Origin of the sequence: Burkholderia sp. Ax-1720 (assembly GCF_011753035.1) — a bacterium.
GTDB lineage: Bacteria > Pseudomonadota > Gammaproteobacteria > Burkholderiales > Burkholderiaceae > Burkholderia > Burkholderia gladioli.
In genome coordinates this window covers 1-14,485 of record NZ_VWWK01000017.1, presented here as the reverse complement: position 1 = coordinate 14,485, position 14,485 = coordinate 1, and the positions used below count along the sequence as shown (strand labels likewise).

The 14,485-nt window shown below is 69.0% G+C and carries 14 protein-coding genes and 1 pseudogene; 2 read left to right on the top strand and 13 right to left on the bottom strand.

From position 1 onward, the window contains the following. Positions 1–20: 20 nt before the first annotated feature. From F3J18_RS08130 to flgB, 13 genes are all read right to left on the bottom strand, one after another. Positions 21–1,325, bottom strand: coding sequence for a solute carrier family 23 protein (locus F3J18_RS08130; protein ID WP_025099423.1), 1,305 nt, complete (start codon positions 1,323–1,325; stop codon positions 21–23). A gap of 279 nt (positions 1,326–1,604) precedes the next feature. After that, a complete protein-coding gene (flgL, locus tag F3J18_RS08125) occupies positions 1,605–2,834 on the bottom strand; it encodes a flagellar hook-associated protein FlgL (protein WP_166912441.1) in 1,230 nt (409 codons plus the stop codon). 14 nt (positions 2,835–2,848) lie between these two features. Then, positions 2,849–4,834: a flagellar hook-associated protein FlgK gene (gene flgK, locus F3J18_RS08120; protein WP_166912439.1), complete on the bottom strand. Its 1,986-nt coding sequence runs from the start codon at positions 4,832–4,834 to the stop codon at positions 2,849–2,851. Positions 4,835–4,956: 122 nt separating this feature from the next. Continuing rightward, positions 4,957–5,712 carry a flagellar brake protein gene (locus tag F3J18_RS08115; RefSeq protein WP_025099426.1) on the bottom strand — a complete coding sequence of 252 codons (756 nt, stop codon included), beginning with the start codon at positions 5,710–5,712 and terminating at the stop codon, positions 4,957–4,959. Positions 5,713–5,966: 254 nt separating this feature from the next. After that, positions 5,967–6,935 carry a flagellar assembly peptidoglycan hydrolase FlgJ gene (flgJ, locus tag F3J18_RS08110; protein WP_166912437.1) on the bottom strand — a complete coding sequence of 323 codons (969 nt, stop codon included), beginning with the start codon at positions 6,933–6,935 and terminating at the stop codon, positions 5,967–5,969. Then, positions 6,935–8,125, bottom strand: a complete 1,191-nt coding sequence (locus F3J18_RS08105) for a flagellar basal body P-ring protein FlgI (protein ID WP_166912435.1) — start codon at positions 8,123–8,125, stop codon at positions 6,935–6,937. The genes flgJ and F3J18_RS08105 overlap by 1 nt, the downstream gene beginning before the upstream one ends. Before the next feature lie 5 nt (positions 8,126–8,130). Beyond that, complete coding sequence (flgH, locus tag F3J18_RS08100; protein ID WP_025099429.1) at positions 8,131–8,829, bottom strand: flagellar basal body L-ring protein FlgH; 699 nt, start codon at positions 8,827–8,829, stop codon at positions 8,131–8,133. Positions 8,830–8,846: 17 nt separating this feature from the next. Beyond that, entirely contained in the window at positions 8,847–9,635 is a 789-nt protein-coding gene (gene flgG, locus F3J18_RS08095) for a flagellar basal-body rod protein FlgG (RefSeq protein ID WP_025099430.1), read from the bottom strand. A 25-nt stretch (positions 9,636–9,660) separates the two neighbouring features. Further along, on the bottom strand, positions 9,661–10,413 hold the full coding sequence (gene flgF, locus F3J18_RS08090; RefSeq protein WP_166912433.1) for a flagellar basal-body rod protein FlgF: 753 nt from the start codon (positions 10,411–10,413) through the stop codon (positions 9,661–9,663). Between the two features lie 30 nt (positions 10,414–10,443). Continuing rightward, positions 10,444–11,688 (bottom strand): flagellar hook protein FlgE, encoded by a 1,245-nt coding sequence (gene flgE, locus F3J18_RS08085; RefSeq protein WP_166912431.1) that lies wholly within the window; start codon positions 11,686–11,688, stop codon positions 10,444–10,446. A 34-nt stretch (positions 11,689–11,722) separates the two neighbouring features. Continuing rightward, complete coding sequence (locus F3J18_RS08080; protein WP_166912429.1) at positions 11,723–12,508, bottom strand: flagellar hook assembly protein FlgD; 786 nt, start codon at positions 12,506–12,508, stop codon at positions 11,723–11,725. Between the two features lie 88 nt (positions 12,509–12,596). Next, on the bottom strand, positions 12,597–13,022 hold the full coding sequence (gene flgC, locus F3J18_RS08075) for a flagellar basal body rod protein FlgC (protein ID WP_013699651.1): 426 nt from the start codon (positions 13,020–13,022) through the stop codon (positions 12,597–12,599). Positions 13,023–13,119: 97 nt separating this feature from the next. Continuing rightward, positions 13,120–13,608, bottom strand: coding sequence for a flagellar basal body rod protein FlgB (flgB, locus tag F3J18_RS08070; protein ID WP_025099434.1), 489 nt, complete (start codon positions 13,606–13,608; stop codon positions 13,120–13,122). A 306-nt stretch (positions 13,609–13,914) separates the two neighbouring features. On the opposite strand from flgB, the pseudogene F3J18_RS08065 reads away from it, so the two are divergent. Together F3J18_RS08065 and F3J18_RS08060 are read left to right on the top strand one after the other, a co-directional pair. Further along, positions 13,915–14,076 (top strand): annotated as a pseudogene (locus tag F3J18_RS08065) (iron chelate uptake ABC transporter family permease subunit); the annotation flags it as partial. Continuing rightward, on the top strand, positions 14,073–14,485 hold a 413-nt coding region (locus tag F3J18_RS08060; RefSeq protein WP_205195355.1), incomplete at its 3' end, for an ABC transporter ATP-binding protein. The pseudogene F3J18_RS08065 and the gene F3J18_RS08060, both read left to right, overlap by 4 nt.

Sequence of the window (14,485 nt, the reverse complement as noted above, 5' to 3'; positions counted from 1 at the left end):
CGGCAGGCCCGCGCCGCCGTTCACACCACCGGGCCCGGCTCCTTCTCGCGGCGCAGCAGCGCGTGCAGCAGGATCGCGCCGAAGGTGGCGGTGCCGATCCCGCCCAGCGCGAAGCCGCCCAGCTTCAGCGAGAAATCGCCGGCGCCGAGCACCAGGGTGACGGCCGCCACGATCAGGTTGCGGTTGTCGGAGAAGTCGACCCGGTTCACCACCCAGATCCGCGCGCCGGTCACGGCGATCAGGCCGAACACCACGATCGACACGCCGCCCAGCACCGGACCCGGGATGGTGCTGATCAGCGCGCCGAACTTCGGCGAGAAGCCCAGCACGATCGCGATCAGCGCCGCCACCGCGAACACCAGGGTCGAGTAGATGCGGGTGACCGCCATCACGCCGATGTTCTCGGCATAGGTGGTCACGCCGGTGCCGCCGGCGCTGCCCGACACGATGGTGGCCAGCGCGTCGCCGATGAAGGCGCGGCCGACGTAGCGGTCGAGGTTGTGGCCCGTCATCGCGCTGACCGCCTTGATATGGCCGAGGTTCTCGGCCACCAGGATCACCGCCACCGGCGCGAGCAGCAGCATCGCGTGCGGATCGAACACCGGCGCCGTGAAATGCGGCACGCCGAACCAGGCCGCGTGGCCGACGATCGAGAAGTCGATCGGCTTGCCCAGGCCGAGCCCGTTGGTGACCACCGCGTAGATCGCGTAGGCGATCAGCAGGCCGATCAGGATCAGCAGGCGCTGCATCATGCCGCGCGCGAATACCGCCACGCCGCCCACGCACAGCACGGTGAGCAGCGCCATCACGCTGTCGAAGGTGCTGGCGCTCACGCCCTTGACGGCGATCGGCGCGAGATTGAGGCCGATCACGGCGACGATCGCGCCGGTCACCACCGGCGGCATCAGGGTCTCGATCCAGCGCGTGCCGATCGCCGAGACGATCAGGCCGATCACGCCATAGGCCAGCCCGCAGGCGATGATGCCGCCCAGCGCGAGCGGGATGTTGGCGTTCATGCCGCTGCCGCCGTAGCCGGTCACGGCGATCACCAGGCCGATGAAGGCGAAGCTCGAGCCGAGGTAGCTCGGCACGCGCCCGCCCACCAGCACGAAGAACAGCAGGGTGCCGATGCCCGACATGAAGATGCAGAGGTTCGGATCGAAGCCCATCAGCAGCGGCGCGAGCACGGTCGAGCCGAACATCGCCACCACGTGCTGCACGCCCATCGCCACCATCTGCGGCCAGGGCAGCCGCTCGTCGGGCGCGACCACGCGATCGGCGCCGCGCTCGGCCACGCGCCAGCGCGGGAAATAGGAATCGGCCATCGCGGGCTCTCCTGTCGGAAGGGGGGTGCTTGTCGGGAACGGCCGGCGCGCGCGGCGCCGCCGGGGCGAATCAGGCGCGAGTGTACGAAGCGCGAACGCCGCTGACAAGAAGGGATGACACAGGGATGGCACGGGAATGACGCGCGGCCGGGTTCGAAGCCTGGCTGGAGGCAGGGCGCGAGGGGAAAGCGAGGGGAACGCTGGGGAAAGCGAGAGGAACGGCGGGGACACCGCGCGGCGCTGGCCGAGCCGGATCGGGCCCGGCCGGCGCCGCGTGACTCAGTTCAGATACTGGAACAGCGAGAGGTTCTGCACCTGCGAGAAGGCCTTCTGCGCGGCCGTCAGCGCGTTCTGCGCCTGCAGCAGCTGCGAGATCGCGGTCGGCATGTCGGCCTGCTGGAGGTCGGTCAGCGAGTTGGTGGCCACCAGCGAATTGGTCGCGGTGATGGTCTGCATCGCCTTGACCTGGTTTTCGCGGCCGCCCACCGAGGCCTGCACGGTGGTGATGTTGGCCAGCGAGTTGTTGACCTTGGTCAGCGCGGTCGACATCGAATTCACGAAGCTCGCGGTGGCGGCGCCGTCGCTGCCCACCGGCGCCTTGAGCGCGGCGATCGCCGCGTCGAGCGCGCCGAAGATGTCGGCCCCGGCGGCCGGCGCGGGCGTCAGCGAGAAGCTGTCGCCGGCGTTCGGCGAACCCGAGATCACCAGGCTCTGGCTGCCGACCTGGATCGCGCTGCCGGCCTGGTAGGCCTGCGCGGCGCCGGTGGTCGGCGGCGTGGTGGAGTTGTCGGTCACCGTGTAGGTGGGCGCCGTCGAGGTGCCGCCGAAGGTGATCGTGTAGGCGTGGTTGTTGGTCGGGTCGCCCGGCTTGCCGGCCGTCACCGCGCCGATGGTGCCGGTGCCGGTGTTGCCCGCGGCGCCGGTCGGCACCGGCAGGCTGCCGGTCGAGGGCACCGAGAGAAACACGTTCACGCCGCTGTCGCCCTGCGCCACGCTCTGCGTGTCGGAGATCTGCACGTTGCGCTGGCCGGTGTCGCCCGAGAAGGTCACGCCGCCGGCCGGCGAATTGGTGAACGGCTGCGACGAGCCCTGGAAGCCCGCGAAGATGTAGTTGCCGGCGCCGTCGGTGGTGTTGGCCAGGCTCAGCAGCGTGTCGCGCTGGCCCTGCAGCTGCGAGGCGAGCGCGGCGCGGTCGCTGTCCGACATGGTGCCGTTGATCGCGCTGCTCAGGCGCGAGACGATCGTGTTCAGCGTGCCGGTCACGCTCGAGAGCGTCGAATCCTCCAGGCCCAGCGCGGTGAGCGCGGTGTTCTGGTTCGCCGAGTATTGCGAGAGCGTGGCCGAGGTGGCCGACAGCTGCACCGCCTGCGCGGCGCCCAGCGGATTGTCGGCCGGCGTCTGCAGCAGGTTGCCGCTCGCCACCTGCTGGTACAGGGTGGAGATCTGCGACTCCTGGTTGTTCATCAGCTCGATGTTCTGCGTATAGAACTGCGAGGTAGCGATGCGCATGATGATCGATTCCGTCAGTTGAAGATGCCGAGCAGCGTGCTGAACAGCGTGGAGGCGGTCTGGATCACCTTCGCGTTGGCCTGGTACATCTGCTGGTACTGCATCAGGTTCACGGCTTCCTCGTTCTGGTTCACGCCCGACACCGATTGCTGCTGGGTGGTGATCTGGCTGACCACGCCGGCCTGCACCGAGCTTCTGGCCGACAGGCTCGCCGCGGCGTTGCCGACGTTGTTGACGTAGGAGCTGTAGGCCCCGCTCAGCGTGGTGCTGCCGCCGTCGAAGGCCTTCGAGGTGGCCAGCGCCGACAGCAGCTGGGCGTTGCGGCCGTCGTTGGTGCCGCTGCTGCCGCCCTGGATGGTGAAGGTGTCGCCGTCCGCGGGCGCGCCCGAGACCGACACCGTCACGTTGTTCATCAGGTTGGTATCGGTCGGCGGCTGCACCGTGCTGGTGATGGTCAGCGTGGCGCCCTTGCTGGCGTCGTAGGGCACCTGGGTGTTCGCGTCGGTGATCGCCACGGTGGTGGGCGGGGTGGTGCCGATGGTCACCGTGGTGCCGACCTGGAAACCCGTCAGCGACTTCGAGGCCGCGTTGTAGGTCAGCGTGGTGGTCGACGAGGGAATCTGGTAGCCGGTCGTGACGCTGCCCGCGGTGATCGCGCCGGTACCCGTGTTGGTGGCGGTCTTCTGCGCGAACACCGGCGCGCCGGAGGCGATGGTCGCGCCGCTCACCACGCCGAAGCTGTTCAGCGCGCCGCGGGTGGGCTCGATGGTGAACGAATCGCCCGGCTGCATGGTGCCGGTGGCCGACAGCTTCAGGCCGCCGAGCGTGGCCGGCAGCGAGTTGGCGGTGCCCACCACGGTGCCGGTGGTCTTGTTGGTCAGCGTGTAGGTGCCGTTGTTGAAGGACAGCGTCAGGTCGCTGGTCGGTGGCTGCTGGGCGTTGTCGAAGGCCGCCGTGAGCGTGGCGTTGCCGGTGTTGTTGGCATTGGTGATGGTGGTCGGCGTCGGCAGGTTGAACAGGTTGCCGCCCACCTTGCCGTTCAGGTCCACGCCCAGCGCGTTCTGCGCATTGGTCTGGGCCGCGAAGCTGACCGCGATCGCGCCGAGCTGCGCCTCGGCCGGATCGAGCGTCTGGGTGCGGAACTGCAGCGCGCCGCCGATCGAGCCGCCGGTCACGCTGCTGTCGGGCACCACCGTGGTGGTGGCCGCGCCGTTCACGGTGCCCTGCACCGTCAGCGACAGCTCGCTCGGGTCCGCCGCCGAGGGCGCGGTCGACAACTGGTAGCTGTTGTTGCCCACCACCAGCGGCTGGCCGTTGCCGATCGAGACGTTGTAGTTGCCGTTGACCTGGGTGACCTGCACGCCCACGTACTGCGACAGGCTGGCGACCGCCTGGTCGCGCTGGTCGAGCAGTTGGTTGGGCGGCTGGCCCTGCGAGCCGGCCGCCGAGATCTGCTGGTTGAGCTGGGCGATCTGCGCGGTCAGCGCGTTGACGCTGGTGACCGAGCTCTGCAGCTGCTGGTTGACTTGGGTGCGCAGCGCGTCGAACTGCGCGCCGGCCGCGTTGATCTGGGTGGCCAGCGTCTGGCCCGCAGCCAGCGCGGTCTGCTGGGTGCTCTGGTTGCCGGCGTTGTTGGCGACCGTCTGCAGGCCCGAGAAGTAGCTGGAGATCGCCGCGCCGATCCCGGCCGACGGATTGCCGACGTAGTTGTTCAGCGTCGCGACCAGGGCCGAGTACGAGCTCAGCGCGCTGGCGGTGGTGTTGGCCGAGTTGAGCTGGTCCGACAGATACTGGCTGAACTGGCGCTGCACCGTGACGGTGGTCACGCCGCTCGGGCTGAAGCCGTTCGGCGTGTACTGGCCGTCCGATTCGGCGAAGATCGGGCGCTCGACCGAGTAGCCCGGGGTCGCCTGGTTGGAGATGTTCTGGCCGGTCGTGTTGATACCCCAGAGCGCGGCGTTGATGCCGCTGAGTCCGAGGTTCAGGAGATTGCTGGACATGGGTGCCGGCCGCGAACGGCCTCCGGGAAAGGGACACCCGGTATAACGGCCGCGCGCGGCGAAAATTGAGGCCGCGCGCGAGAAAAACCGTGGCGCCGGGAGCCGCCGACGATGACCGGAAATTACGCGCGCGCGAGCTGGCGGCGCTTCACTTCGAGCTGGGTGATCAGGCGCTGCAAGGTGTTCTCGGCGGCGCCCGGCAGCGATACGAAACGGAAGCCGAGCTGGTAGCGGCGCGCGCCGTTGGGCGAATCGGTGATGCGCTGCGAGACCAGTTGCAGGTCGAGCGCGAGCTTGCCGTGGCCGGCCAGGTTCAACTCGACCTCGGGCAGGGTCACGCCGGGCTCGAGCGCGGCGGCGCGTTCGTCCACGGTGCGCAGGCCGATGCCGCCCAGCGAGAGGTTGTCGATCTCGAACACGAAACCCTCGCCCTCGGGCAGGGTGCCGCGCGCCACGTAAGGCTCCAGCACCGGCGCGTCGACGCGGAAATACTCGCGGCGCTGCACGAAATAGAGCACTTCGGGAAACTTGGCCTGGAAGGCCGGGCGGCCCTCGTAGCTGATCTCGCTCGGGGTGCCGATGGTGAATTCGACGCGCACGCCGTCGGGCAGGGCCTCGAAGGCGCCGTGCGAGGCGCCCAGCAGTTGCGCGTTCTGCGCTTCCACCGCGCCCCAGTCGAATGTAAACGTTCCCGAGCCGACCTGGACGTCGAGCACCCGCGTGACGAGCTGCCCGCCCGGGTAACGGACCGTGAGGAAATCCCCGCGGTTCAGGAGATTGCGCAACTGCACGCCGATTTCGAGCGGGTTGCGACGGCCGTAATCGGGGACGGAATCGTCATCCGCCGACGTTTCGGTCAGTGCTGCTTCGGTCTTCATTGTTGGCTTGCCGGATGTCGTCTGCTTGGCGCCCGGCTTGCCCGGACGCGGTGGCCTGCCCGCGGCTTGCGCGGCCGCTGGTCTCTTGGCGCGCGAGCCCTGCCGGGCCGCAGCGTCAGCGCATGAGTGTAGATCGAAAACATCCTAAGATCTTTGGCGAATCGTAAATTCGAAACGCCGGCTACCCGGAAATGGGTAGCGGGGAACCCCGCCGGGTCGCGCGGCCCGCGGCGCAACCCAGGCCCGGCGCGGGTTCAGACGATCTGGCGGAGGATCGAGATGAGCTTCTTCGCGTAATGCGGATCGGTCGCGTAGCCGGCGCGCTGCATGCCGGTGGCGAACTTTTCCGGAGTGGTCGAGGCGTTCACCACGCCGGCGTAGCGCGGATTGTTCTTGAGCATGCTGGCGTAGTCGGTCATCGCGTGCTCGTAGGAATCGTAGGCGCGGAACTGCGCCACCACGCGACGCGGCTGGCCGCCCACGTACTCGGTGGTGACCGCCGACACGGTGCGCCCGGTCCAGTTCCTGGTGGCCTTGATGCCGAACACGTTGTAGCTGCTGCTGCCGTCGCGGCCGCGGATCTCGCGCTTGCCCCAGCCCGATTCGAGCGCGGCCTGGCCGACGATGAAGCGCGCCGGGATGCCGGTGGCCGAGCTGGCCGCCTGCGCGGCGTCGGCCACCTTGCCGACGAAGGCGTCCTGGTCGGCCGAGGTGCCGTTGCCCTTGACGGGCGGCGTCAGCGAACTCGCGCCGGTATAGGCGCCCGCGCCGCCGAGCCGGCCGTTGCCGCGCGCGTTGGCCAGCGCCTGCGCCAGCGCGTTGGTGGCGGCCATGCCGCCCTCGTCGCCGCCCATCGCGCCGCCCAGGCCGCCCGCGGCATTGCCGCCGGCGCCGCCGGTGTCCGTGATGTGCGCGGCGCGCATCATCTGCTTCATCAGCGCGTCGGCCACGCCGATCCCGCGCGAGGCCATCTGCTGCGAGAGCTGCTGGTCCAGCATCGAGGTGTAGAGCTTGGAGGTGTTCGAGTCGAACACGCCGTCCTGGGGCGTGGCATCGCGCATGCTCTTCAGCATCATCTGCGAGAACATCGCGTCGAACTGGGTGGCGACCTGCTTCATGCCGGCCGCGGGCGAGGCGTTGGCCTGCTGGCGCAGCGAATCGAAACCCTGCACGTCGAGCGCGAAGCGCTGGGTCAGGTCGTTGGCGTTCGGGAAATTGGCCATCAGATGATCTCCAGGTCGGCCCGCAGCGCGCCCGCGGCCTTCATCGCCTGCAGGATCGACATCAGGTCGGCCGGTGTGGCGCCGAGGGAATTGAGTGCCTTCACCACGTCGGCGAGGTTCGCGCCGGCGGTCACCAGGCGCATCGCGCCGTTGTCCTGCTTGAGCTGGATCTGCGACTGCTGCGCCACCACGGTCTGGCCGTTGGAGAAGGCGCCCGGCTGCGAGACCACCGGCTGGGTGTTGACCACCACCGACAGGTTGCCGTGCGCGACCGCGCAGCTCTGCAGCGTCACCATCTGGTTCATCACGATCGAGCCGGTGCGCGCGTTGAGGATCACCTTGGCCGCGGCGCGGTCCGGGCTCACCTCCAGGTTCTGCAGGCGCGCCATGAAGGCGACCTGCTGGGCCGGGTCGGCCGGCGCGGTGAGCTGGATGGTGCGCCCGTCGAGCGCGGTGGCGATGCCGGGCCCGAAGCTCGAGTTCACCGCGGTGACGATGCGCTCGGCGGTGCCGTAGTCCATGTCGTTCAACTGCAACTGCAGCGTGCCGTTCATCTGCGCCAGCGCGTTGGGCACCGAGCGCTCGACGATCGCGCCGCCGGTGATGCGCCCGGCCGCCAGCTGGTTGACCTGCACGCGGCTGCCGTTGGCGCTCGCGCCGGCGCCGCCCACCGCCATGTTGCCCTGGGCCAGCGCATAGACCTGGCCGTCGGCGCCCTTGAGCGGCGTGAGCAGCAGGGTGCCGCCGCGCAGGCTCTTGGCGTTGCCCAGCGAGGACACCGTCACGTCGATCGCCTCGCCCGGCCGCGCGAAGGGCGGCAGGGTCGAGGTCACCATCACCGCCGCGACGTTCTTGAGCTGCAGGTTCGACAGCGACGCGGTGCCGCCCGTCGAGGTGCCGTTGTTGATCGAGATGCCCAGGTTCGCGAGCATGTTCGCGAGCGTCTGGGTGGTGAAGGGCGTCTGGGTGGTCTGGTCGCCCGTGCCGTCCAGGCCGACCACCAGGCCATAGCCGATCAGCGGGTTGTCGCGCACGCCCTGCAGCTGGGCCAGGTCCTTCAGGCGCTCGGCGTGCGCCGGCGCGGCCGGCAGCGCGGCGGCCAGCAGCAGCGCCAGCGCGAGCCGGAACAGGCGGCCCAGCGGGCGGGCGAACGAGCTGCGCGGGCGGCGCGATGTCGAGGCGTGGTTCATGCGGCTCACCACGGCGCGACGTTGAGGAAGAAGCGCTGCAGCCAGCCCATGGTCTCGGCCTCGTTGATGTAGCCCTTGGCCGAGTACTCGATGCGCGCGTCGGCCACCTGGGTCGAGTAGACCGAGTTGGCGCCGGAGATCGAGTTGGGATTGACCACGCCCGAGAAACGCACGAACTCGTTGCCCTGGTTGATCAGCATCTGTTTCTCGCCGCTCACCAGCAGGTTGCCGTTGGGCAGCACGTTGGTGACGGTCACCGTGATGGTGCCGGTGAAGGTGTTGGCGGCGGTCGCCCCGCCGGTGGCGGTGAACTTGTTGTCGCCGGTGGCCGACAGGTTCGCCCGGTTGAACAGGCCGCCGAGGAAGCCGGCGGTCGGCACGTTGAAATCGGTCGCGCCGTTGCGGTTCGCGTTCGCCCCCGACGACTTGGTGGCGTTGACGTTCTCCGCGATCATGATCGTCAGGATGTCGCCGATGTTGCGCGGACGCTGGTCCTCGAACAGCGGCCGGCCCGCGTAGCCGGGGTTGTAGATCGAGCCCGGCGCCTGCATCTGCGGCGGCACCGGCGGCACCGCCGACATCGGCTGCTGGGTGATCGGCTGGTGCGGGATCTGCGCGCAGCCGGCGAATGCCGCCGTCAGCGCCAGAGCCGCGGCCCGGGATGCAAGCCCGGGCACCACCCGGAAAGGACGAACCTGCTTCATGACGACCTGCCCTGCCCTTAGCTCTTCATCTGCGTGACGGTCTGCAGCATCTGGTCGGAGGTGGTCACGGCCTTGCTGTTGATCTCGTACGCGCGCTGGGTCTGGATCATGTTGACCAGCTCCTGCACCACGTTCACGTTCGAGGACTCGACATAACCCTGGTTCAGCGAACCGGCGCCGTTCAGGCCCGGCGTGGTCACGTTCGGCACGCCCGACGAGGTGGTCTCGGCGAACAGGTTCTGGCCGAGCGCCTGCAGGCCTTCCGGGTTGATGAAGGTGGCGATCTGCATCGCGCCGATCTGCACCGAGTTGGTCGAGCCCGGCTGGGTGACGGTGACCACGCCGTCGCTGCCGATCGTCAGCGATTGCGCGTTCTGCGGCACGGTGATGGCCGGCAGCACCTGGTAGCCGCTGGAGGTCACCAGTTGCCCCTGGTTGTTCGGGTGGAACGAGCCGTCGCGCGTGTAGGCGGTGGTGCCGTCCGGCATCAGCACCTGGAAGAAGCCCGAGCCGTCGATCGCGATGTCGCGCGAGTTGCCGGTCTGGGTCAGCGCGCCCTGCGTGTAGAGCCGCTCGGTGGCGACCTGCTGCACGCCGGTGCCCAGCTGCAGGCCCGAGGGCAGCTCGGTCTGCTGGGTCGAGTTCGCGCCGGGCTGGCGCACGGTCTGGTACAGCAGATCCTCGAACACCGCGCGCGAGCCCTTGAAGCCGTTGGTGCTCACGTTGGCGAGGTTGTTCGAGATCACGTCCATCTGCGCCTGCTGCGCATTCATGCCGGTGGCGGCGATGTAGAGGGATCGATTCACGGTAGTTCTCCTGGCGGCGCGCCGCTCAGCTGAAGCTGAGGATCTGGTTGGCCGTCTGTTCGTTCTGGTCGGCGGTCGAGATCAGCTTGGTGTGGAGCTGGAACGCGCGCGCGTTGTCCAGCATCGACACCATCGCGGCGACCGGATTCACATTGCTGCCCTCGAGCGACTCGGCCGCCACCGCGACGTTCGGGTCGGCATCGGCCGGGTTGCCGTCGGTGGTGCGGAACAGGCCGTCGTCGCCGCGCGTGATGGAGGACGGATCGGGATTGACCAGCTTGAGCTGGTCGATCATGGCGATCGCCGAGGGCGGGTCGCCCGCGGCCAGCACCGAGACCGTGCCGTCCGGGCCGATCGTCACCTTGGCATTGGGCGGGATCGCGATCGGGCCGCCGCCGCCCACCACCGGCAGGTTCGAGGCGTTCACCAGCTGGCCGTTCTCGTCCACGTGCAGGTTGCCGGCGCGCGTGTAGGCCTCGCTGCCGTCCGGCGCGAGCACCGACAGCCAGCCCGGGCCCTGCACCGCCACGTCGAGCGGATTGCCGGTGCGGGTGATCGGCCCCGGCGTGTAGTCGGCGCCCGGCGTCGAGTCGAGCACGAAGGTGCGGGTGGTGGTCGGGTTGCTGGCCTCGCCGAAGTTCATCGGCACGGCCCGGTAGGTCGCGAGTTGCGCGCGAAAACCGGTGGTCGAGGCGTTCGCGAGGTTGTTCGCGATCACGCTCTGCTGCTCGAGGGCCTGGCCCGCGCCCGTCATCGCCGTATAGATCAGTCGGTCCATGGTGATCCGTCAGTTCTCGCGCGCCGCGCCTTAGAGGTTGATCAGCGTCTGGTCGACGGCCTGCTGCGTCTTGATGGTCTGCGCATTGGCCTGGTAGTCGCGCTGCGCCGTGATCAGGTTCACCAGCTCGCCGGTCAGGTCGGTGGTCGAGGCTTCCGTGGTGCTGCCCTTCAGGGTGCCGTGGTTGGTGCTGCCCGGCACGCCGACCTGGGGCACGCCCGAGGCGCTGGTCTGGATGTACTGGTTGCCGCCGATGCTGGTCAGCCCTTGCGGGTTGTTGAAGTTGACCACCACCACCTGGCCCAGCGTCAGGGTCTGGTTGTTCGAGTAGATGCCCTGGATGGTGCCGTCCGCGCCGACCGAATACGAGGTCAGCGTGCCGGTCGGGTAGCCGTCCGCGTTCAGGTTCGCCACACCGCTCTTGGACGCGCCGAACTGGGTCGAGCCGCTCAGGTTGATGTTGATGGTCTGGGCGGTGGCGCCGTTGGTGTTGTTGACCGCCAGCGCGAAGGTGTTGGTCACCGCGGTCGGGTTGCCGTCGGTGCCCACCGTGCCGATTAGCTTGCCCGAGCTGTCGAACTTGGCGGTGCCCATGTCCTTCGGCGCCGCGCCGTTGGCGCCAGCCCACACTTCCCAGCTGCCGGTGGTGGTCGACTTCACGAAGTAGAGGTCGACGTTCTCGCTGTTGCCCAGCGAATCGAAGGCCGGCACCGACTGGTGCAGCGTGTAGGTGGTCGGATCGTTCGGATTGAAGGCCGCGGTGCTCGACTGCGCCGTGTCCGAGGTGCTCAGGTTGAACTGGCCGGTGATCGAGCTGGTCGCCTTCGGCGCGATGTTGCCCTGCGGCGCGGTGAGCGGCACCAGCGCGCCGGTGTTGATCACGCCGTTGGCGTTCACGGCATAGCCCATCAGCTGCGCGCCGGCCGCGTTGACGATGTTGCCGTTCTTGTCGGCGTTGAAGGTACCGTCACGCGTGTAGGTGGTCACGCCGTTGTTGGTCACCTGGAAGAAGCCGTTGCCGTTGATCGCCATGTTCAGCGGGTTCTGGGTGGTGGTGAAACCGCCCTGCTGGAACACCTGCGCGACCGCCGCGAGCTGGGTGCCGATGCCGATCCCGTTGGCGACCGCGGACGACACCGAGTTCGCGTACATGTCCGTGAACTGCGCGGTGGCGGCCTTGAAGCCGGTGGTGTTCGCGTTCGCGATGTTGTTGCCGATCACGTCGAGGTCGTTCGACGCGCCCTGCAAACCGCTCAAGCCCTGTTGGTAACCCATGTTGGTCTCCGTCGGCGCGTGGCCGGGTCAATAGTCAGGAAGAGGAATTCGAGTTGTTGTTCGACGAATCCGAGCCCGAGCCCGAGCCGGAACCCGAACCGGAGCCCGAGCCGTTCGATGCCGAGGCCGACGGGAAGATCGCGCCGATCGCCGACAGGCCGACCGTGGTGCCGTTGGACAGCGCCAGGCCCGGCGTGCCGTCGGCCTGGCGGATCACGCCCTGCACCTGCGCGACCGTCATGGTGGTGGCGCTGGCGGTGTTGCCGCTGGAATCGGTGTAGGTCGCCTTGATGGTGTAGTTGCCATCCGGCAGCTTGGCGCCGGTGCTGTCGGTCGGCGTCCAGGTGAACGGCACCGTGCCGGCCTGCTGCGCGCCCTCGTTGATGGTGTTGACCACTTGGCCGGCCGAGTTGGTGACGGTGATGGTCAGGTTCGAGGCGGCCGTGCTGAGCTGCACGCCGAACGCGGTGGTCGCGCCGCCCGAAAGGCTCAGCGTGTTGCCCGGGGCCAGCACGTTCGAGCCGACCAGCATCGCCGCCTGGGTCTGCTGGCCCGCCGTGATCTGCGAGGACAGCGAGGTCAGCGACGAGTTGAGCTGGGCGATGCCGCTCACGGTGTTGATCTGCGCGAGCTGCGAGGTCATCTGCGAGCTGTCGACCGGGCTGGTCGGATCCTGGTTCTGCAACTGCGTGACGAGCAGGGTCAGGAAGGTCTGCTGCAGGTCCGCCGCCGACGTGTTGCTGCTGTTGGCGTTCATGGTGTCGGTCGGCGTGTTGTTCACCGTGGTGCCGTTGCCGCCGATCGTGCTGGAGGAGCTCATCTCCGGGTTGCCTTTCGCGAGGTCGCTCGCGGATACGCTGGTTCGGGTTGGGAAGTCTTGCGGTCGGTGTCGAGGGCGGCGCCCGGCTTCAGGAGCCGATCGTCAGCGTCTTGAGCATCAGCTGCTTGGCGGTGTTCAGGGTCTCGACGTTGGCCTGGTACGAGCGCGAGGCCGAGATCATGTTGACCATCTCCTGCACCGGATCGACGTTCGGCATGGTCACGTAGCCGTTCGCGTCGGCCGCCGGGTTCGACGGATCGTAGTTGGTCTTCATCGGCGAGGGATCGTCGATCACCTGCTTGACCTGCACCCCGCCCACGCCCTGCCCCGAGCGGGTGCGCGCGTTGCCGACCGGCTGGGTCTCGAACACCACCTGCTTGGCGCGGTAGGGCTTGCCGTCCGGGCCCGTCACGCTGTCCGCGTTGGCCAGGTTCGACGCCGTGACGTTCAGGCGCTGGGATTCGGCGGACATCGCCGATCCGGCGACGTCGAAGATGTTCATCAGCGAAGGCATGTGGGCTCCTCGGGTACGGCTGGGGTTGCGTCGTGCTCAGCGCGGCGGCGCGGCGGATGACGGGACGATGACATCGGGCTCGGCTCGGGCCGCCGGCTCAGCTGCCCGACTGGATCGCGGCCAGCATCGCCTTGATCTGGCCGCTCACCAGCGTCATGCCGGTCTCGAAGTGGACCGTGTTGTCGGCGAACTGCACGCGCTCGGCATCGAGGTCGACCGTGTTGCCGTCCAGCGAAGGCTGGTTCGGGATCCGGTAGGCGGCGCGGCCATAGTCCTCGACCGGGCCGCCGCTGGCCGCCAGCCGCGTGTCGCCGCTCATGTGGCCGGGCGCGGTCGACACCAGGGTCATGCCGCTGGTCACACCGGCCGGCTGCGCCAGCGGCAGGCGGGTGGCGTTGTCGGTGGTGGCCTGGCCGGCCTGCTGCTTGAGGGCACGGCCGAGCGTCGCGCCGAAGTCGACGTCGCGGGCCTGGTAGCCCGGCGTGTCGGCATTGGCGATGTTCGACGACAGCAGTTCCTGCCGGTACGCGCGAACGTCGAGCGCCTGGCGGCCGAATGCGAATTCGGCGTCGAGTTTGTCCAGCATCGTGCGGTCCTCCAGCTCAAAGCGGTGCCGCGCCCCGGACCCGCGCGAGGAAGGCGGCGGGCGCAGGGACGCTTTTCGATGACAGCCATCGTAGGCGCGCAAGGCAAGCGGCAATCGGACGAATAACCGGCAAAGCCCCCCTCTATTCATCGTTTGTCCGGGGTGGCGCCTCCCTAGAATGCGATGCCGTACCAACGGTTTTTCGAGGAGGCGGCGATGGCGACGGACGCAGGCCCGGTGAGCGGATCCGGCAAGGCGGCGCGTGCGCTCGGCCGCCGCGCGCTGCTGGCGCTGGCCCTGGCCGCGCTGCTGCCGGCCGCGGCACTCGCGGGCGGCACGGCGGTGATGGCGGCCGACCTGGTGGCGCGCACCGTGATCGCGCCCGCGCAATTGCCGGTCGGCGCGATGACGGCGCTGATCGGCGTGCCGGTGTTCCTCTGGATGCTGCTGCGCGGGCCGGGACGATGAGCGCGATCTCTTCCTCGCTGTCTTCCCAGCCGGCCGGCGGCGACTGGCGCGTGCGCGAACTGCGGCTCGCGGCCGGCTCGCGGGTTTTGGTCGAGGCGCTGTCGCTGCGCTTCGCGCCCGGCGAACTGTGGTGCATCGCCGGCCCCAACGGCGCCGGCAAGACCACGCTGATCTCGGTGCTGGCGGGTCTCGACGCCCCGGCGGCCGGGCAGGTGGAGGCCGACGGCCGGGCGCTTGCAAGCTGGCCGGCCGCGGCACTCGCGCGGCGTCGCGCGCTGATGCCGCAAGCCCAGCACGACGCCTTCGCGGCGAGCGTGTTCGATACCGTCCTTGCGCACCGCTTTCCGCACCTGGGCGGCTGGGGCTGGGAAGGCGAGGCCGACCGGCTCGCCGCGCGCGCCGCGCTGGC